This window comes from Streptococcus ratti FA-1 = DSM 20564, from assembly GCF_000286075.1.
In the GTDB taxonomy this organism is placed as follows: Bacteria; Bacillota; Bacilli; order Lactobacillales; family Streptococcaceae; genus Streptococcus; species Streptococcus ratti.
The window spans coordinates 656694-677043 of the sequence record NZ_AJTZ01000005.1 but is presented as its reverse complement, the minus strand read 5'-3'; the positions used below and the strand labels follow the sequence as shown (position 1 = coordinate 677043).

17 protein-coding genes and 1 pseudogene are annotated in these 20350 nt (G+C 40.8%); 14 read left to right on the top strand and 4 right to left on the bottom strand.

The genetic code is table 11. The features are described 5' to 3' along the window. Window positions 1-34: 34 nt before the first annotated feature. Window positions 35-212 (bottom strand): annotated as a pseudogene (locus SRA_RS10390) (ISL3 family transposase); the annotation flags it as partial. Between the two features lie 1011 nt (window positions 213-1223). Between SRA_RS10390 and ciaR the strand changes: the two are divergent. Together ciaR and SRA_RS05260 are read left to right on the top strand one after the other, a co-directional pair. Then, window positions 1224-1898, top strand: a complete 675-nt coding sequence (ciaR, locus tag SRA_RS05265) for a three-component system response regulator CiaR (protein ID WP_003088430.1) — start codon at window positions 1224-1226, stop codon at window positions 1896-1898. Continuing rightward, window positions 1888-3207: a sensor histidine kinase gene (locus SRA_RS05260; protein ID WP_003088429.1), complete on the top strand. Its 1320-nt coding sequence runs from the start codon at window positions 1888-1890 to the stop codon at window positions 3205-3207. The genes ciaR and SRA_RS05260 overlap by 11 nt, the downstream gene beginning before the upstream one ends. A gap of 159 nt (window positions 3208-3366) precedes the next feature. On the opposite strand, the gene rpsT is transcribed toward SRA_RS05260, so the two are convergent. Further along, window positions 3367-3618 (bottom strand): 30S ribosomal protein S20, encoded by a 252-nt coding sequence (gene rpsT / locus SRA_RS05255; RefSeq protein ID WP_075347106.1) that lies wholly within the window; start codon window positions 3616-3618, stop codon window positions 3367-3369. A 53-nt stretch (window positions 3619-3671) separates the two neighbouring features. Continuing rightward, window positions 3672-4592, bottom strand: a complete 921-nt coding sequence (coaA, locus tag SRA_RS05250) for a type I pantothenate kinase (protein WP_003088425.1) — start codon at window positions 4590-4592, stop codon at window positions 3672-3674. Window positions 4593-4688: 96 nt separating this feature from the next. Here coaA and SRA_RS05245 point away from each other — a divergent pair, with 96 nt between their 5' ends. The 10 genes from SRA_RS05245 to SRA_RS05200 all read left to right on the top strand — a co-directional run bounded on the left by SRA_RS05245 (window position 4689) and on the right by SRA_RS05200 (window position 15608). Further along, window positions 4689-5285: a class I SAM-dependent methyltransferase gene (locus SRA_RS05245; protein ID WP_003088423.1), complete on the top strand. Its 597-nt coding sequence runs from the start codon at window positions 4689-4691 to the stop codon at window positions 5283-5285. Between the two features lie 104 nt (window positions 5286-5389). After that, window positions 5390-6670 carry a pyrimidine-nucleoside phosphorylase gene (locus tag SRA_RS05240; protein WP_003088421.1) on the top strand — a complete coding sequence of 427 codons (1281 nt, stop codon included), beginning with the start codon at window positions 5390-5392 and terminating at the stop codon, window positions 6668-6670. Window positions 6671-6688: 18 nt separating this feature from the next. Continuing rightward, window positions 6689-7351, top strand: a complete 663-nt coding sequence (gene deoC / locus SRA_RS05235) for a deoxyribose-phosphate aldolase (protein ID WP_003088419.1) — start codon at window positions 6689-6691, stop codon at window positions 7349-7351. Beyond that, on the top strand, window positions 7341-7727 hold the full coding sequence (locus tag SRA_RS05230) for a cytidine deaminase (protein WP_003088417.1): 387 nt from the start codon (window positions 7341-7343) through the stop codon (window positions 7725-7727). Before deoC ends, SRA_RS05230 begins: the two co-directional genes overlap by 11 nt. Window positions 7728-7818: 91 nt before the next feature. Then, window positions 7819-8868 (top strand): BMP family lipoprotein, encoded by a 1050-nt coding sequence (locus tag SRA_RS05225; protein ID WP_003088415.1) that lies wholly within the window; start codon window positions 7819-7821, stop codon window positions 8866-8868. Window positions 8869-9004: 136 nt separating this feature from the next. Beyond that, window positions 9005-10537: an ABC transporter ATP-binding protein gene (locus SRA_RS05220; protein ID WP_003088411.1), complete on the top strand. Its 1533-nt coding sequence runs from the start codon at window positions 9005-9007 to the stop codon at window positions 10535-10537. Next, window positions 10530-11606, top strand: a complete 1077-nt coding sequence (locus SRA_RS05215) for an ABC transporter permease (protein ID WP_003088409.1) — start codon at window positions 10530-10532, stop codon at window positions 11604-11606. The genes SRA_RS05220 and SRA_RS05215 overlap by 8 nt, the downstream gene beginning before the upstream one ends. A gap of 1 nt (window position 11607) precedes the next feature. Then, window positions 11608-12564: an ABC transporter permease gene (locus SRA_RS05210; RefSeq protein WP_003088407.1), complete on the top strand. Its 957-nt coding sequence runs from the start codon at window positions 11608-11610 to the stop codon at window positions 12562-12564. 131 nt (window positions 12565-12695) lie between these two features. Continuing rightward, window positions 12696-14069 (top strand): H2O-forming NADH oxidase, encoded by a 1374-nt coding sequence (gene nox / locus SRA_RS05205; protein ID WP_003088405.1) that lies wholly within the window; start codon window positions 12696-12698, stop codon window positions 14067-14069. Between the two features lie 402 nt (window positions 14070-14471). Then, window positions 14472-15608, top strand: a complete 1137-nt coding sequence (locus SRA_RS05200) for a hypothetical protein (RefSeq protein WP_003088403.1) — start codon at window positions 14472-14474, stop codon at window positions 15606-15608. Between the two features lie 310 nt (window positions 15609-15918). On the opposite strand, the gene SRA_RS05195 is transcribed toward SRA_RS05200, so the two are convergent. After that, window positions 15919-16908: an L-lactate dehydrogenase gene (locus SRA_RS05195; RefSeq protein WP_003088401.1), complete on the bottom strand. Its 990-nt coding sequence runs from the start codon at window positions 16906-16908 to the stop codon at window positions 15919-15921. A 185-nt stretch (window positions 16909-17093) separates the two neighbouring features. Here SRA_RS05195 and gyrA point away from each other — a divergent pair, with 185 nt between their 5' ends. Together gyrA and SRA_RS05185 are read left to right on the top strand one after the other, a co-directional pair. Continuing rightward, window positions 17094-19556, top strand: a complete 2463-nt coding sequence (gene gyrA, locus SRA_RS05190; RefSeq protein ID WP_201763887.1) for a DNA gyrase subunit A — start codon at window positions 17094-17096, stop codon at window positions 19554-19556. Between the two features lie 7 nt (window positions 19557-19563). Beyond that, a complete protein-coding gene (locus tag SRA_RS05185; RefSeq protein WP_003091299.1) occupies window positions 19564-20304 on the top strand; it encodes a class A sortase in 741 nt (246 codons plus the stop codon). The last annotated feature ends 46 nt before the right edge of the window (window positions 20305-20350 follow it).

The window sequence follows — 20350 nt, the reverse complement described above, 5'->3', positions numbered from 1 at the left end:
GCTTTTTGTCAGCTGTAGTGAGTGATTGATCTTGACACGTGGAGAAGACCAAGTCGGTTTTCTCCTTTTTTGATATCAAGAGTGATGAGAATTTTAGTTTTAAAGTTCTTGAAATTACGAAAGCTAAAGGTTTGATGCTTGATATCTTTGATAAGTTTGTTGGTTTCCTTTAGTTTAGCTTTAAAACAAGACTGTTCCGAATCGTTGCTAATTTACTTTCGATATCTTAGAAGGACTTTAAGGCTGTCTTCAGTGAAATCAAAGAATCCAACTTTTCAAAAAGCTTATGGGGAATAATGATATGGTTGAGAAAAAATAGAAATTATGATAGAGTAAGGCAAAAGCGGGAATATAAACAGTGATATTGAACATAAAACTATTATTAACATGTTGGAAGGCAGGTACAATTAACAAATAAAAGGCTCATAAAAATCTTTGCTGTATCTTAGTTGTACTACTGCGGAATTATTCTTCTATAGGAGGTAGGTATGAGTAAAAGCAGGCTATTTACATCTATATTTGTTTTGTTAATTGATCTATTTTTATTAATTTGGGGATTAAAAAATAAGAATACTATATTAGTAATTGCTGGAATAGTAGGTCTAGGGATTTTTATTTCTTATTTTAGAAAGGATTAGCCTGCGGCGGTTAATAAAAATGTAATTATAAAACTTAGTCAGCATTACAACTCGACTCAAGCTACAAAAATAAAAGAAATTGTTGGTACTTAGGCTAATGGCTGACAAATTGGTTCAACTTCTTATTCAGATATTATAGAGTCAAAAGATTTAGTTTCTGTATTGGCCAGGACCAAGTCTTTTTTTGACCGACAATATTCAGTGCTAATCTTTCTATTAAAATATTTTTTTGCTTTATACAATATAGTCACCGCTTCAATATAACTATTCGTAAATGGCTGTTTTAGTTTTTTTTTAACAGCTGCTATGTTTTGCTTAGCTAAAGCAATATTTTTTTCATTAAGCCTCTTTTAAGAATGTTAGGTTAGACTGGGTCTATTCTGAAAGAAAGAAGAGGTCTATCTATGAAAAAAGTATTCAATAACCCCATTTTTCTCTCACTGGCAGCAAAATCTGCCTTAACTATCTTGATTGTAGCTCTTGCTAACGCTAACAGCTGACTTAAAGGAATTTCCTCTCCTCATAAATAATTAGTCGAAAACTTCTAAGTCATGCTATAATAGAAAGTAAGAAAAGGAGCGGAACATGATAAAGATATTATTAGTAGAAGATGATTTAAGCCTGTCAAATTCCATCTTTGACTTTCTGGATGATTTTGCTGACGTTATGCAGGTTTTTGATGGGGAAGAGGGGCTTTATGAGGCTGAAAGCGGCGTTTATGATTTAATTTTATTGGACTTGATGTTGCCAGAAAAGAGCGGTTTTCAGGTTTTGAAGGAATTGCGTGAGAAGGGTATTACAACACCTGTCTTGATTATGACCGCTAAAGAAGGCTTAGATGATAAGGGACACGGCTTTGAACTGGGAGCTGATGATTATCTGACAAAACCTTTTTATTTAGAAGAGCTGAAAATGCGTATTCAAGCTCTTCTTAAGCGCTCAGGGAAATATACCGATAAAAGCCTTGTTTACGGTGACTTAACGGTGGATACATCGACCAATACAACCAAAGTAAATGGTAAGGAAGTTGAGCTGCTTGGCAAGGAGTTCGATTTGCTGGTTTATTTCCTGCAGAATCAGAATGTTATTTTGCCTAAATCACAGATTTTTGACCGAATTTGGGGATTTGACAGTGATACGACAATTTCTGTCGTTGAGGTCTATGTGTCTAAAATCAGAAAAAAACTAAAAGATACTCAGTTCGGAAAAAACTTGCAGACATTGCGCAGTGTAGGATATATTTTGAAGAATGCTAATTAAACTGAGACAAAAAAACAGGCATGGAGAGAATGCCTCCTTTTTCAGCCATTTCTTTGGTGTATTTACGGGCATATTCTTTGTAATGACGGTGATCATCATACAAGTCATGCGCTTTGGTATTTATTCTTCGGTTGATGACAGTCTTAAAAAAGCAACTAAAAATATTGATGATTATGTCAATATGGCTATGGTCAGAAATACCATGATTGATGATACCATTGGCGAAAATAACTCAGAACCTTCCTTTAAAATCAAACCCAATGGTCAAATGGCTGCCAATACGGATACGATTCTTTATAATAAAAAACGGCAGGTTGTCAATAATATCAATGCTTTTTCACCCTTATACCGCATTCATCCTAAGCTGAATAATCTAGGTGATATTGCCGAGCAAAAGGCCAAGAATATCTATGGCCAAACGGAAAAATATAGGATTGTAACGGTTAAAGTGGATAATGATTTTTATCCTCAGGTAAAATATGCAACGATTGTTATTAACACGACTCAGCTGGAGGAAGCTAACAAACGCTATGTGACGATTATTATCAGCGTTATGATTGTTTTTTGGCTGATTTCAGTTATCGCCAGTGTCTATTTAGCCAAGTGGAGCCGCAAGCCTATTTTAGAGAATTACGAAAAGCAGAAATCTTTTGTGGAAAATGCCAGTCACGAACTGCGCACACCGCTGGCCGTTTTGCAAAATCGCTTGGAAAGCCTATTTAGAAAGCCTGAGGCTACTATTTTAGAATCCTCAGAATCTATCGCTTCCAGTTTGGAAGAAGTCAGAAATATGAGGATGCTGACAACTAATCTCCTTAATCTGGCACGTCGTGATGATGGTATTGAACCCGAAATAACAGAGGTTAACCCCAGCTTTTTTGATGGGACCTTTAAAAATTATGCCATGATTGCGCAGGAAAACGGTAAAACGCTGCACATTGCAAATAAGGTCAGCCGTCAGATTAAAACTGACAAAACTCTACTCAAACAATTAATGACCATTCTTTTTGACAATGCTGTCAAATACACGGGTCAAGAAGGGGAAATTTGGATAGATGTTAAAACAACCGACCGCAATTTGATTTTCTCGGTAGCTGACAACGGTCAGGGAATTTCAGATACAGATAAAAAGAGAATTTTCGACCGTTTTTACCGCGTTGATAAGGCCAGGACCCGGCAAAAAGGCGGTTTTGGTCTCGGTTTGTCTCTGGCTAAACAAATTACCGATAGCTTAAAAGGCAGTATTATCGTTAAAGATAAGAAGCCGCAAGGAACTATTTTTGAAGTTCGTTTGCCTGCCAGTAAGTAAAAGCAATGAGTTTTTCACTGCATCCCAATAAACAGAATAAAAAACGCCTCTGAAGAATTCCGGCAGACTGGAATTCTTCAGAGGTGTTTTCGTAATGCTGTGATATATAATCAGCCGCTTTTTTGGAAATTAAAAGAGCTGGAAGATATTCCAGCTTTCTTAGTTAGCTAATTGACGTGCAAGGCGTGCTTTATCGCGGCTTGCTTTATTTTTATGAATCAGCCCCTTTGATTTAGCTTTATCGATGCTGGAAGAAGCAGCACGGAAAAGTTCTTCAGTTGGGTTTGCTTCAAAGGCTTTAATAGCAGAACGCATAGCTGATTTTTGAGCTGAATTGCGGTTATTTTGCTTAACGTTGAGTTCAGCACGTTTGATCGCTGATTTGATATTTGCCAATGTCTTTACCTCCAAATTATGATAACTATATTATTATATAGAAATTTTGAGCATTTGACAAGCTTTTATCACTTTTTCAGGTAAATTTCATCTATTTTGTGGTCATCCGCCTTATGGAGAATAAGCTCAGCACGATTTCGCGTAGGCTCAATGTATTTTTCCAGATTGATGAGGTTGATGTTCTTCCAAATATCTCTGGCAAAATCTAGAGCTCCTTTTTTTCCCATCTTTAAGAAACGATGGTAGTAGTTTTCTTCATCATTCTTAGCCAGATCCAGCAGGGTTGAGAAGCGTTCAAGGTACCAATTTTCAATATGTTTGCTGTCCGCATCAATATAGATTGAAAAATCAAAGTAATCACTCATATAAAGCCGGTTATTTACAGGATTTTGAAAGACGTTGATACCTTCCACAATCAAGAAGTCAGGTGCTGAAAGAGTCTGGCTTTGACCCGGCACAATATCATAAATTTCATGTGAGTAGACAGGTATCTCTGCGGTCTGCCCGCTTTTCATACTGTCGAGAAAGTTGAGCAGAAGTTCCATATCGTAACTCTCGGGAAAACCCTTGTGATTCAGCATATTTTTAGCAGAAAGAACAGCATTGGGGTACAAAAAACCATCGGTAGTAACCATTTCAACACTGGAATTTTTAAAGGTTCTTGCCAGCAAAAGCTGCAAAAGCCGGCTGGTAGTGGATTTGCCTACGGCAACAGAACCAGAAACGCCGATAATAAAGGGGCGGTTGTTGAGGTCTTTTTGCAGAAAAATACTTTTAGAAAAGCTGAGATTTTCCTGTGCTTTCTTGTAAATTTTAATCAGACTGACCAAGGGCAGGTAAATATCAGTGACATCCTGAATGCTGATTTGGTCATTGAGGCTCTTAATGGAATTTAATTCTGCCTCGTTTAAAGGCGGCTGTGATTTTTGATGCAGGTGCTGCCAGGTATGACGGGAAATTTTTTCAAAATTAATAAACTCGTTGGCCATGAAATACTCCTTTGAAGAACATTATACCACATTGAATTGAAAACCGTTTCAAAGTATGCTAAAATTGATTAGCGTAAAACAGGAGTCGAAAATACGATGAATAATATGTACTATACAGAAAATCCTAACAGCAAGCATGAGCTAAAAGAAATAGATGTCAATTTGCTGGGGGAGACCTTCCATTTTTTAACTGACTCAGGTGTCTTCAGCAAAAAAATGGTTGATTACGGCAGTCAGGTTCTCTTAAACAGTCTTGATTTTAAAAGGGAAAAGACCTTGCTTGATGTCGGCTGCGGTTACGGTCCCTTGGGCATTTCTCTGGCCAAGGCATACAGTCTTGAAGTGACCATGGTTGATATTAATAGGCGGGCTCTTGATTTAGCTAAAGTGAATGCTGAAAAAAATGGGGTCAATGCCAATATTTTTCAGTCGAATATCTACGAAAATGTTTCGGGGTGTTTCGATGCTGTCATCAGTAATCCTCCTATTAGAGCCGGCAAAGATGTTGTTCATGCTGTCATTGAAGATAGTATTGATCATTTAAATACAGGCGGCAGCCTGACCATTGTCATCCAGAAAAAGCAAGGAGCTCCCAGCGCTAAGGCAAAAATGGAGCAGGTTTTTGGCAATGCTGCCGTTTTAAAAAGAGACAAGGGCTATTATGTTCTTAGGAGTAGGAAAGAAAGGCAATAAATACGAGACCAGCGGTATATGAATTTAGCAGGCTTATTCTAGAAAAGCAAATTTCCAAGAATATCTGGAATTCAGCCGCTTGCTAAGTGTTTTTGGGTAGTTTGATGGTAAGAGCAGTTGATTTAATTCAGAAAAAACGAGACGGTCATGAATTGACGACACAGGAAATAAATTGGCTTATTGCAGCCTACACTGACGGCCGAGTGCCTGATTATCAGATGTCAGCCTTTGCTATGGCCGTTTATTTTAAAGGGATGACAACCAGAGAAACACATGATTTGACTATGGCCATGGTTAATTCGGGTGAACAAATTGATCTGTCTGCTATTTCTGGTATAAAAGTGGATAAGCATTCAACCGGCGGTGTAGGTGATAAAGTGACATTGATATTAGTACCGCTGGTTGCGAGCTTTGGAGTGCCTGTTGCTAAAATGAGCGGTCGCGGTCTGGGTCACACTGGCGGAACTCTTGATAAGCTGGAATCAATTAAAGGTTACCGTATTGAACTTTCACAAGCAGACTTTATCAAGCAAGTTCAAAAGATTGGCTTAGCGGTCATCGGTCAGTCCGACAGTCTGGTTAAGGCAGACAAGATGCTTTATGCTTTGCGCGACGTTACAGCGACTGTTGATATTATTCCCCTGATTGCCAGTTCCATCATGAGCAAAAAGATTGCTGCGGGGGCAGACCGCATTTTACTGGACGTGACTGTCGGTGATGGCGCCTTTATGAAGACATTGGAAGAAGCAGAGACCTTATCTAAGACTATGGTTGCTCTTGGCAAGGAAATGGGACGGCGAACAATTGCTGTTATAACGGATATGAGTCAGCCTCTGGGGCAGGCTATCGGGAATCGCTTGGAAGTTCTAGAGGCTCTGCAGATTATGCAGGGACAAGGACGTAAAGACCTTACCGATTTTATCTGCGAGCTGGCTCAGCTGATGTTAGAATTGGCTGGAAAACAAAAGAGCTTGGCAGATATTCGCGAGCATTTAACGAACGGTCAGGCTCTTAAAAAGCTGGAAGAGATGGTTGTCTGTCAGGGAGGCGACTTAGCAGATTTGTACCGTCCGTCAGCAGCACCTGTTATCACCGAAATAGCTGCAGATAAAGAAGGCTATATTAAAGAGCTGCCAGCTTTAGCTTTTGGACTTTTTGCAATGCGTCTGGGAGCTGGCCGAGCAGTTAAAACAGATAAACTGGATTATGAAACAGGCATTGTTTTTGAGAAAAAAGTGGGGGATTCCGTCCAAAAAGGAGATCTGATTGCAAGGGTTTACTCCAATGAAAAATTATCTGAAAACATGCTTACAGAATTCAAAAAAAATGTTAAAATAAATAAGGAAGAATTGAGTGTAAATGAGATTTTAAGAATCATTACTTAATTGTTAAGAAGGGATAACATGGAAATCAATCATTACATTGACCATACTTTATTAAAACCAGAAAGTACTCAGGCTCAAATTGACCAGCTCATTCAGGAAGCTAAGCACTATCATTTTGCCAGCGTCTGTGTCAATCCTACCTGGGTTTCTTATGCGTCTGCTTCTCTCAAAGAAAGTGATGTCAAGGTTTGTACCGTTATCGGTTTTCCTCTGGGAGCGACGACCAGCGCCGCCAAAGCTTTTGAAACAAAAGATGCTATTAAAAACGGTGCTGATGAAGTTGATATGGTTATCAATATTGGGCAGGCAAAATCCGGCAACTTCGATTTTGTTGAAAAGGATATTCGGGCAGTTGTTGAAGCCAGCGGAGATAAGCTGGTTAAGGTTATTATTGAGGCCTGTCTTTTGACCGATGAGGAAAAAGTTAAGGCCTGTCAGGCAGCTAAGGCAGCAGGAGCAGATTTTGTTAAAACATCAACTGGCTTTTCTACGGGAGGAGCCACAGTGGAAGATGTGCGTCTCATGCGTCAGACAGTGGGACCCGAATTCGGTGTTAAGGCGGCTGGCGGAGCACGTACCTTAAAAGATGCTCAAGCCTTCATCGAAGCGGGAGCAACTCGAATCGGAACGTCTGCTGGAATTGCGATTGTTGAAGGGAAAGAAGCAAAAGGTGGCTACTGATTTAATATCTCTTGCCCAAAAAGCCAGCCAAAATGCCTATGTGCCCTACTCTCATTTCCCTATTGGAGCCGCGGTCAAAACCAAGTCCGGTGATATTTATCTGGGCTGTAATATTGAAAATGCCAGTTTTGGACTTACCAACTGCGGTGAACGGACAGCTATTTTTAAGGCTATTTCTGAAGGCCATCGTGACTTCGAAGAGATAGCTGTCTATGGTGAAACTGAGGATCCGATTTCTCCGTGCGGTGCCTGCCGGCAGGTGATGGCTGAATTTTTTGAGCCAACTGCTCGGGTTACCTTGGTTGCTAAGGATGGTAAGACGGTCGTGATGACGGTCGATGAGCTATTGCCTTATTCGTTTACAGAGTTGAGGTAAAGCTGTTTTTATTGGTCTGTTAAGCCTTTAGGTTTAATGTTAATTTTTCGGCAACACTTGTTGTATATAAAACTTAGGAGGGTTCATCTTTATGAACAAGAAAATTGTTGGTTTAGGTTTAACTGCTGCAGCAGTATTAGGACTTGCAGCCTGCGGCAATCGCGCAGCTAAAAACAATAGCAAGGCTAAAACAGATTTAAAAGTTGCTATTGTAACTGATACTGGTGGTGTTGATGACAAGTCATTTAACCAATCAGCATGGGAAGGTTTACAGGCTTGGGGCAAGGACAATGGCCTCAGCAAGGGAGATGGTTTTGATTATTTCCAATCGGCTAATGAATCTGATTATGCTACTAACCTTGATACTGCTTCATCGAGCGGCTATAAATTAATTTTTGGTATCGGTTATGCTCTGCATGATGCTATTGAAAAAACAGCGGCTGACAATGAAGAAGTTAACTATGTTATCATTGATGATGTCATTGAAAACAAGGACAATGTTGCCAGCGTTACATTCGCTGATAATGAAGCTGCCTATCTTGCAGGAATTGCAGCTGCTAAAACAACAAAAACGAAAAAAGTTGGTTTTGTAGGCGGTGTTAAATCAGCAGTCATCACTCGTTTTGAAAAAGGCTTTGAAGCCGGTGTTAAATCTGTAGATAAATCTATCCAAATTCAAGTTGACTATGCAGGATCATTTGGCGATGCAGCTAAAGGTAAAACAATCGCTGCTGCTCAGTATGCCGGCGGTGCTGATGTTGTTTATCAAGCAGCAGGCGGTACAGGTGCAGGTGTCTTCAGCGAAGCCAAAGCTTTGAATGAAAAGAAAAATGAATCTAAGAAAGTTTGGGTGATTGGAGTTGACCGCGACCAGGCTGCTGAAGGAAAATACACTTCTAAAGACGGTAAGAAATCTAACTTCGTCCTTGCATCTTCATTAAAAGAAGTTGGTAAAGCTGTTCAGCTGATTTCAAATAACACTGCAGATAAGAAATTCCCAGGCGGTAAGGTAACAACTTACGGACTTAAGGATAAGGGTGTTGACCTTGCGCCAACCAATTTATCTGATGATGCTAAAAAAGCTGTAAATGACGCTAAGAAACAAATCGTATCAGGCGACATCAAAGTTCCAGAAAAATAAGGGTTTAAGGGCGACCTCAGCCGGTCGCCTTTTTAACACTGAGATCTTTGTATCTCAGTAGAGATCAGGACAGAATCACTCTATGATCACATCCTGCTTTCTACTGAAGTATAAAAATTTCTGAAAGGAAAGTATTATGACACAACATGTCATTGAAATGAGAGAAATTACCAAAAAATTTGGTGATTTTGTGGCTAATGATCATATCAACCTCAATCTCAGAAAAGGTGAGATTCATGCCCTGCTTGGTGAAAATGGAGCTGGGAAATCAACCTTGATGAACATGCTTGCCGGTTTGCTTGAACCGACCAGCGGTGAGATTGCGATCAATGGTAAGACTGTTACAATTGATTCTCCGTCTAAATCAGCCCAATTAGGCATTGGGATGGTACACCAGCATTTTATGCTGGTTGAGGCATTTACAGTGACTGAAAACATTATTTTAGGAAATGAAATTCTTAAAAATGGTATTTTAGATTTAAAAAAGGCTGGTCAGGAAATTAAAGAACTGTCTGAAAAATACGGCCTGGCTGTTGATCCGGATGCTAAGATTGCTGATATCTCTGTCGGAGCCCAGCAGCGGGTTGAAATTTTAAAGACCCTCTACCGTGGTGCTGATATCCTTATCTTTGATGAACCGACTGCTGTTTTAACGCCTTCTGAAATCCAGGAGTTGATGAGCATTATGAAGGGGCTTGTCAAGGAAGGAAAATCAATTATTTTGATTACGCACAAATTGGACGAAATTCGTTTGGTTGCTGATCGTGTAACTGTTATTAGACGCGGTAAAAGTATTGAAACTGTTGATGTAGCAGGAGCGACATCTCAAGATTTAGCTGAAATGATGGTTGGCCGTTCGGTTTCCTTTACGACTGAAAAAATTGCTGCTAATCCTAAGGAAATAACTTTATCCATTAAGGATTTAGAAGTTAATGAAAATCGCGGAATTCCTGCTGTCAAGGGACTTTCCTTGGATGTTAGAGCCGGCGAGATTGTCGGTATTGCCGGAATTGACGGCAATGGTCAAAGTGAATTAATTCAGGCCATTACAGGCCTGCGTAAGATTAAATCAGGAACTATTACCATTAAAGGGCAGGATGTGACCAAGCTTTCGGCCCGCAAGATTACAGAATTAAGCGTGGGGCACGTTCCTGAGGACAGGCACCGTGACGGCTTGATCCTCGAGCTGACGCTGGCAGAAAATATGGCTCTGCAGACTTACTACAAACAGCCGCTGAGCAAAAACGGCGTTTTAAATTATAATAAAATTAATGAACATGGACGGCAGCTGATGGAAGAATTTGATGTCCGCGGTGCCAGTGAACTGGTTCCGGCTAAGGGGCTGTCAGGCGGTAATCAGCAGAAGGCTATTATTGCCCGTGAAGTTGACCGCGATCCGGATTTACTGATTGTCAGTCAGCCAACACGCGGTTTGGACGTAGGAGCTATTGAATATATTCATAAACGCCTGATGGCAGAACGCGATAAGGGGAAAGCTGTTTTGCTGGTTAGTTTCGAATTGGACGAAATTCTTAATTTATCTGATCGTATTGCCGTTATTCACGATGGTAAAATTCAAGGCATTGTAAGGCCGGAAACCACTAATAAACAAGAACTGGGAATTTTGATGGCCGGCGGAAGTATTGAAAAGGAGGAAGCAAATGTCTAAAAAAACACAACAACTTGTCGTTCCTCTGATTTCGGTTGTCTTAGGAATTGTACTGGGTGCCATTATCATGCTTATTTTTGGCTACGATCCAGTGTGGGCTTATGAAGGCCTCTTCCAAAAGGCTTTCGGCAGTTTAAAAGATGTTGGCGAAATTTTTCGTGCGATGAGTCCGCTGATTTTAATTGCACTTGGTTTTGCAGTTGCCAGCCGTGCTGGTTTCTTCAATATCGGTTTGTCAGGCCAAGCTTATGCTGGCTGGATAGCTGCCGGCTGGTTTGCTTTAGCTAATCCTAGCTTACCGCGTCCTGTTATGCTTGTCATGACTGTTCTTATTGGAGCAGCAGCAGGCGGGGTTGTCGGGGCTATTCCAGGATTTTTACGAGCCTATCTTGGGACCAGCGAAGTTATCGTCACCATTATGATGAACTACATTGTGCTCTATATTGGCAATGCTATCATTCAGGATGGCTTTTCCAAGAGTGTTATGCGTAATTCTGACTCCAGTATCTATGTTGGCAAAAATGCCAGCTATCAAACCGACTGGCTGCGGGCACTGACGGATAATTCTCGGATGAATATTGGTTTTTTCTTAGCCCTTATTGCTATCTTAGTTGTTTGGTATCTGCTCAATAAGACAACGCTCGGTTTTGAGATTCGTTCAGTCGGTCTCAATCCGCATGCCAGTGAATATGCAGGTATGTCAGCTAAAAGAACCATTGTTTTGTCTATGGTTATCTCAGGAGCTCTGGCGGGTCTTGGCGGTGTTGTTGAAGGGCTCGGAACCTTTGGCAATGTCTATGTACAAACCAGTTCTCTGGCAATCGGATTTGACGGAATGGCGGTCAGTCTTCTAGCTTCTAATTCACCGATAGGTATCTTGCTGTCAGCTTTCTTGTTTGGGGCGCTCAGTGTTGGAGCACCAGGTATGAGTATCAGTGATGCAACTCATGTCGGAACGCCACCTGAATTGATAAAAGTAGTGACTGCACTGATTATTTTCTTTGTCGGTGCCCACTATATTATTGAACGTTATATTAAACCCAAAAAACAAGTGAAAGGCGGTCAGTAAAATGAGTTTAGAAAGTATTTTAGCTCTTTTAGTATCATCAATGCTGGTTTATGCGACGCCTCTCATCTTTACTAGTATAGGCGGTGTCTTCTCTGAAAGATCCGGTGTTGTTAACGTAGGACTTGAAGGGATCATGGTTATGGGTGCCTTCGCTGGAATTGTCTTTAATTTAGAGTTTGCTGAGTCTTTTGGCAGGGCAACGCCCTGGATTGCAGCTCTGATCGGTGGAGCGGTCGGTCTGGTGTTTTCCTTGATTCATGCTGTGGCCACTATCAATTTTCGGGCAGATCATATCGTCTCTGGAACAGTTCTTAATCTTTTGGCACCTTCTTTAGCAGTTTTCTTTGTTAAATCCATGTATAATAAAGGGCAGACAGATAATATTCACCAGTCTTTTGGAAAGTTTGATTTTCCAATCTTGTCTGACATTCCTTTTATCGGACCAATTTTCTTTGAAGGAACCAGCCTAGTTGCCTACATCGCCATTCTCTTTTCAGTTTTTGCCTGGTTTATCCTGACTAAGACAAGATTTGGCCTGCGCCTGCGTTCAGTCGGTGAGCATCCTCAGGCTGCTGATACTTTGGGAATCAATGTTTACCTGATGCGCTATTGGGGCGTTATGATTTCTGGATTTTTAGGAGGAATAGGAGGAGCGATTTATGCTCAATCTATTTCGGTTAATTTTGCAGGAACAACTATTTTAGGGCCAGGTTTCATTGCGCTGGCAGCCATGATTTTTGGTAAGTGGAATCCAATAGGGGCAATGCTGTCAAGTCTGTTTTTCGGCCTTTCTCAAAGTTTGGCAGTTATAGGCAATCAATTGCCTTTCCTATCAAAGATTCCAACGGTCTATCTGCAAATTGCACCTTATGTATTAACCATTTTGGTATTAGCCGTTTTCTTTGGACAGGCAGTTGCTCCTAAAGCAGATGGCGTTAATTACATTAAATCAAAATAACAAGATTAAACCACTCATGCAGATGGGTGGTTTTTTAGTGAAGAAGTGAGCATATTCTTTGTAAGCGTTTCAACATCATGTTATACTGGTAGGGTAATTAAATTAGATTATAGTGAAAAGAGGATTTACTTATGAGTAAAATCGTTGTTGTTGGTGCAAACCATGCAGGTACATCTAGTGTTAATACCATTTTGGATAATTACGGCAGTGAAAATGAGGTTGTTGTTTTCGACCAAAATTCTAACATTTCCTTCTTAGGATGCGGAATGGCTCTTTGGATTGGCAAGCAAATTTCAGGGCCTCAGGGGCTTTTCTATGCAGACAAAGAACTGCTGGAATCAAAAGGTGCAAAAGTCTACATGGAATCACCAGTAACAGCTATAGATTACGACGCTAAGACCGTTACTGCCTTGGTCAATGGTCAGGAGCATGTAGAAAACTATGATAAACTCATCTTAGCAACTGGCTCAACACCAATTTTGCCGCCTATTGAAGGAGCATCAATAAAAGAAGGCAGCCGCGAATTTGAAGCTACGCTTGAAAATCTGCAATTTGTTAAACTCTATCAAAATGCTGAAGATGTCATTAATAAATTGCAGGACAAGAGTAAAAATCTCAACCGTGTTGCTGTTGTAGGTGCCGGCTATATTGGTGTAGAACTAGCTGAAGCTTTCAAACGTCTTGGTAAAGAAGTGACTTTAATTGATGTTGTTGATACCTGTTTGGCTGGTTATTATGACCGTGACCTTTCAGATATGATGAGTCAGAACCTAGAAGATCATGGCATTCAATTGGCTTTTGGAGAAACAGTTAAGGCGATTGAAGGCGATGGCAAGGTTGAGCGTATTGTAACGGATAAAGCGAGCCGCGATGTCGATATGGTTATCTTAGCTGTAGGTTTCCGCCCCAATACTGCACTTGGAGCTGGCAAGCTGGAAACTTTCCGCAACGGTGCCTTCCTCGTTAATAAAAAGCAGGAAACAAGCCTTCCAGATGTCTATGCTGTTGGTGATTGTGCTACTGTTTATGATAATGCAATCAACGATACCAACTATATCGCTTTGGCATCAAATGCTCTGCGTTCGGGGATTGTAGCTGGTCACAATGCAGCCGGTCATGAATTGGAATCTCTCGGCGTACAAGGTTCAAATGGTATTTCGATTTTTGGACTTAACATGGTATCAACTGGATTGACAGCTGAAAAGGCTAAACGGTTTGGTTACAATCCCGAAGTAACCGAATTGACAGATTCTCAAAAAGCAAGCTTCATTGAGCACGATAACTATCCAGTTACTCTTAAGATTGTCTATGATAAGGATAGCCGCCTTATTCTCGGTGCACAAATGGCATCCAAAGAGGATATGTCAATGGGAATTCACATGTTTTCACTGGCTATTCAGGAGAAGGTTACTATTGATCGATTGGCTCTCTTAGATTTCTTCTTCCTTCCTCATTTCAATCAGCCGTATAACTACATCACAAAGGCAGCGCTTAATGCTAAATGAGCCTAGCTCCCATCCGTATTTGGCTGGAATTAATTTTGTGCTTTTGCCTTTGCACAGTTGATTAGGGTTGATGTCCGCTCAGCAGCAGCTGATTGCTCATAGGCTGAAAAGTTTGAGGTTTAGAACATAGAACTTGCGCAGCAAGTATCAAAAAACATCTAATGATCTGTGCAGGAGTAAGATTAAAAGGGCTATGGCAGTCAGTCTTACTTGCACTTGCTGCGCCATATTATCGTCCAATACTAATTTTAGAGCTGGAACACTTTTGTTCTAAGCTCTTTTTTGCTGGATTTGATAAAGAAAAGCACCTCCTTTTTATTTGCCGGAAATTTTTTCTATTGCAGACCATTGCTGCTTAAGAGCGAATATTATATAATAAAAGGTGTAAAGGAGATTTTTGATATGGCTGGACAGCAACTGAAAAATGACAAACTGCAAACAAGAAAAAAACAGACGCAGGAAGAAGTTCTCAAAAATAAAATTGATCGGCTTAAGACTGCTTTAGAACAGGAAAACGATCCAAAACTGAGGAAAGAAATTCTGCTTTTACTGCAGGAATATGAAAGATCTTATAAAACTTTGCTTCAGAAAAAACGCTTTTTAAACTATCTTTTGGCAGCAGCAGCTGCTATCGGTGTTATTATCATTGTTTTAGTCTTTTTGTTTTTGAAGGATAGCTCAACATCTACTGCCCTCCCTTCACAAGAAAGCCATCGTTCTGCTGCAAGCACAGAAGCTAAGGAAAGCAAACGTTCAAAAACAAGTACAACTAGATCCAGCAGAGAAGACCGTAATGAAAAGGATACTGCTGTTTTTCCTCAGTCTTTGCTTGATACTTGGTCCGGTTATATCAGCCACATGCAAAGTGACGTGAAAATGACCTTTACAGAGGATGGGACTGTTAAAACATTAATAGATTCAAACAGTTACACCAGTCAGGTTAGCAGTCTTGAGAAGGTCGGAAACAACACATATCTCTACCATCTTGCTCAAGGCTCAGAAGTAACGGCTTTAGTCCCAGGTGCTCAGCTTGGAGGAGTAGATGTCAAATATGCTTACGGCATTTATATTGGAGAGGATTATATTATACCTCTCGTTTGGCAGACACGCAGCAATGCAGAATTTGATTATTCTAAACCTTTAAAAACTGATTCTGATTATCGGCTGACAAAGGGTGCCTCCTCACAGCAAAGTTCTAAGTCTAATAAGAATGAAGATCCTCAAGTAGATACTAAAAACCTAACAACCCAGCAAGTTGAAGATTGGGTTATTGCTCATTATCTGGATAGCCTCAATGATAATCGTTTCACAAAAGATGATTATATCATTGAAAGCTGGAAAGCAGAGACAGATGGTTTAGTTTATGCTGTTGTCAGAGAAAACCATGATACGGATGCCATGAAAAAAGCAGGAGCAGATCCTAATGTCAGTCCAGCTGTTGCCCGCTACCGTATCAATGCAAAGGGCGAATTAGAAAAATCATCAGATGGTGCCGGCATTGATTGGACGGTTGTCAGCAAAACTTACTACAGTCATTAGTATATTGGAGAAAAGCATTTATATTGTTTAAAGTAAAAGAACTGTACGCTTAGTGTTTTCTTTTCAGGGCATATTACTGTTGCAGCCGACGGCGCAGCATCAATAAATATTGCTGACAGAACTGGGAACACTAAGTTTTTCTTTAGCTAAGATGTGAAAGAACAGCAAGGCTGATTATATTAGCATTTTTATACATAATCTTATGGTTATTTTGCAGGTGACAGCGGAGCAACCATGCCTGTCCCGTTTTTGCCTATAAAAAAATGAAGCTGAATATCAGCTTCATTTTTTTATAGGTATAACAGAGTGTTTAGTTGCGGGCTGCAGCTGCAAATTCTTCATTTGAGAAAGCTTCGTCAATGATTGCTTTCAGCTGTTTAGCAGAAGCCTGCATTTTTTGCAGTTCAGCATCATTTAACGGAATATTTACTGGACGAACGATACCGTGTGCACCAACGATGGCCGGCTGTCCGATGAAGACATCTTCAACACCTTCGTATTGGCCTGATTGGAAAACTGAAAGCGGAAGAACGGCGTTTTCGTCATCCAAGATTGCTTTAGTGATACGGGCAAGGGCGACAGCGATACCATAGAAAGTAGCACCTTTTTTGTTGATGATTGAATAAGCAGCATCACGAACAGATACAAACAGTTTTACGAGACCTTCAGCATCAACATCACGGTTGTCTTGCAGCCATTGTTCTAATTTAACACCAGCTACATTGGCATGAGACCAAACGGCAAATTCTGAATCACCGTGTTCACCCATGATATAGGCGTGGACTGACCGAGCATCAACCCCGATTTTTTCAGCAAGAGCTTGACGGAAACGAGCAGTATCAAGAGATGTACCAGAACCAATGACGCGTTCTTTAGGGAAACCTGAGAATTTCCATGTTGAATAAGTCAAGATGTCAACTGGGTTGGCAGCAACCAAGAAGATTCCCTTAAAGCCTGATTCAACCACTTGTGTAACGATAGATTTGTTGATTGCAAGGTTTTTACCGACAAGGTCAAGACGAGTTTCACCTGGTTTTTGAGGTGCACCTGCAGTAATGACAACAAGGTCAGCATCCGCACAGTCTTCATATTTAGCAGCGTAAATTTTCTTTGGTGAAGTGAAGGCAAGTGCATGGCTAAGGTCAAGAGCGTCTCCAACAGCCTTTTCAAACAGCTGAGGAATTTCAATAATTCCGAGTTCTTGAGCGATTCCTTGGTTAACAAGGGCGAAGGCGTAAGATGATCCTACAGCACCATCACCGACAAGGATGACTTTTTTATGTTGTTTAGTTGCAGTCATGTTCTAAACATCTCCTTATAATTTATTAAGTGTATATTTTATACGAATTTATTCTAACACTTTTTGTTAAAAAAGTCACTAGTATTTTCCTCTGTTAAAGGAAAACTATAGTAGAATAGCTGAAAAAGAGCATTTTTTGTGATATAATATAAAGGAGTTTTAGACTAGAAATGGAGCATTTTTTAATGCAAGATAGAAATTTAGTAGATGTTAATTTAACGAGTGAAATGAAAACGAGTTTTATTGACTATGCTATGAGTGTTATTGTTTCTCGTGCCCTGCCAGATGTTCGTGATGGACTTAAACCAGTTCATCGCCGTATTTTATACGGGATGAATGAATTGGGAGTTACCCCTGATAAGCCACATAAAAAATCAGCACGTATTACAGGTGATGTCATGGGTAAATACCATCCACATGGGGACTCATCTATCTATGAGGCCATGGTTCGGATGGCACAGTGGTGGTCCTATCGTCATATGTTGGTCGATGGTCATGGTAACTTTGGTTCTATGGATGGAGATGGTGCAGCAGCTCAGCGTTATACAGAAGCGCGTATGAGCAAAATTGCTCTGGAAATGCTGCGTGACATCAATAAAAACACGGTCGATTTTGCAGATAACTATGATGGCAGTGAGCGTGAACCTTTGGTTCTGCCGTCGCGTTTTCCAAATCTCTTGGTCAATGGGGCGACTGGTATTGCTGTTGGTATGGCAACCAATATTCCGCCGCATAATTTGGGAGAGACTATTGATGCTGTCAAATTAGTTATGGATAATCCCGATGTGACAACACGCGATCTTATGGAAGTTTTACCTGGACCTGATTTTCCAACAGGAGCTCTTGTTATGGGAAAATCAGGCATACATCGGGCCTATGACACAGGAAAAGGTTCTATTGTTTTACGTGCTCGTACTGAGATTGAGCAAACAAAATCGGGCCGTGAGCGGATTGTTGTCACTGAGTTTCCTTATATGGTCAATAAGACTAAGGTGCATGAACATATCGTCCGCCTGGCACAGGAAAAGCGTGTTGAAGGCATTACCGCTGTTCGTGATGAATCGAGCCGCGAAGGTGTCCGCTTCATTATTGAAGTTCGCCGGGATGCCAGCGCCAGCGTTATTTTAAACAATCTGTTTAAACTGACAAGCTTGCAGACAAACTTTAGTTTTAACATGCTGGCCATTGAAAATGGTGTGCCAAAGATTTTGTCCTTGAGACAGATTTTAGATAACTATATTGCTCACCAAAAAGAAGTTATTGTCAGACGGACTGAATTTGACAAAGCCAAAGCTGAGAGCCGCGCGCATATTTTGGAAGGCTTACTGATTGCCCTTGATCATCTGGATGAAGTTATTCAGATTATCCGTAGCAGTGAGACTGATACCATCGCGCAGGCAGAATTGATGGGCCGCTTTGATTTATCAGAACGGCAAAGTCAGGCAATTCTTGATATGCGTCTGCGCCGCCTGACTGGTTTGGAAAGAGACAAAATCCAGTCTGAATACAACGAATTGCTGGCTTTGATTGCTGATTTGGCAGATATCTTAGCTAAGCCTGAACGCGTCGTCGCTATTATCAAAGATGAACTTGAAGAAATCAAACGTAAATTTGCTGATGAACGCCGGACAGAACTCATGGTCGGTGAAGTCTTGTCACTTGAAGATGAAGACTTAATCGAAGAAGAAGATGTTTTGATTACCTTGTCTAATAAGGGTTACATCAAGCGTCTGGGACAAGATGAGTTCCGTGCTCAAAAACGCGGAGGCCGCGGTGTTCAGGGAACTGGAGTTAATGATGATGATTTTGTCCGTGAACTGGTTTCAACTAGCACCCACGATTCTATGCTTTTCTTCACAAATCAAGGCAGAGTTTACCGCCTGAAAGGCTATGAAATTCCTGAATACGGCCGGACTGCTAAAGGGCTGCCGGTTGTGAACTTATTGAAACTGGATGAGGGAGAGACGATTCAGACGATTATCAATGTCAATGCCGATGATTTCCACGATAAGTACCTCTTTTTCACAACCAGACAGGGACTTGTCAAACGCACCAGCGTTTCTGCCTTTGGCAATATTCGCCAAAATGGACTCAAGGCTCTGAACCTTCGCGATGGTGATGAACTTATCAATGTGCTTTTAACAGATGGTTCAAACGATATTATTATCGGAACACGCCAAGGCTATTCCGTTCGTTTCAATGAGACTGCTGTTCGCAATATGGGACGTTCAGCAACTGGTGTTAAGGGAGTTAATCTGCGTGAGCAAGATCTTGTTATCGGTGCTGCCCATATTGTTGACAATCAGGATGTCTTAACCATTACTGAAAAAGGATATGGCAAGCAAACCCCTGCAAATCAGTATCCAACCAAGGGCCGCGGCGGTAAGGGGATAAAAACTGCCAATATCACTTCTAAAAACGGTCCTCTTGCGGGCTTAGTGACTGTTAATGGCGATGAGGATATCATGGTTATTACGGATACAGGTGTGATTATTCGTACAAGTGTTGCCAATATATCCCAGACAGGCCGCTCAGCCATGGGTGTCAAGGTCATGCGTCTAGACAAGCAGGCAAAAATTGTCACTTTTGCACTTGTAAAACCAGAAGCAGTGGAAGAGGTAGCTTCTGATGGTGATGAAAATGAGTAGAAAGTCAATGAATAATAAGAGAAAACCGAGAAAAAGGCGACATTTCCTTCGCACCTTTTTCTTTCTTCTCTTGCTTTTGATTGGTCTGGCATTAATCTTTAATACCCCAATCAGAAACAGCCTGATTGCTTGGAATACGAATAAATATCAGGTCAGCAAGGTGAGCAAGGAAGATATCCAAAAAAATAAAAACGCCGATTCTTCCTTTGATTTTAAAAAAGTTAAATCAATCAGCACCGAGTCGGTTTTAGCAGCGCAAATGGCAGCGCAGAAACTGCCGGTTATAGGCGGTATTGCGATTCCAGATTTGAAGATTAATCTGCCGATTTTTAAAGGCTTAGATAATGTCGGACTGACTTATGGTGCCGGCACAATGAAAGAGAATCAGGCCATGGGGCAAAATAATTATGCCCTAGCTAGTCACCATGTTTTTGGGATGACAGGCTCTTCTCAGATGCTGTTTTCACCGTTAGAACGTGCACAAAAGGGAATGGCAATTTATCTGACGGATAAAAACAAAATCTACACCTATGTTATCAATGAGGTCAAAACAGTTAGTCCTGAGCATGTTGAGGTGATAGATGATAGACCAGGGCAGACAGAAATTACTCTGGTAACCTGTACAGATGCCGGAGCGACAGCCAGAACAATTGTTCATGGCAGCTACGAAGGAGAAGTTGATTTTAAAAAAGCACCTAAGAAAGTCAAAAAAGCCTTTCGTCAGTCTTATAATCAAATATCACTGTAGTTTAGAAACTCGCAAAAGCGAGTTTTTTTACTTAAACTATCGAATC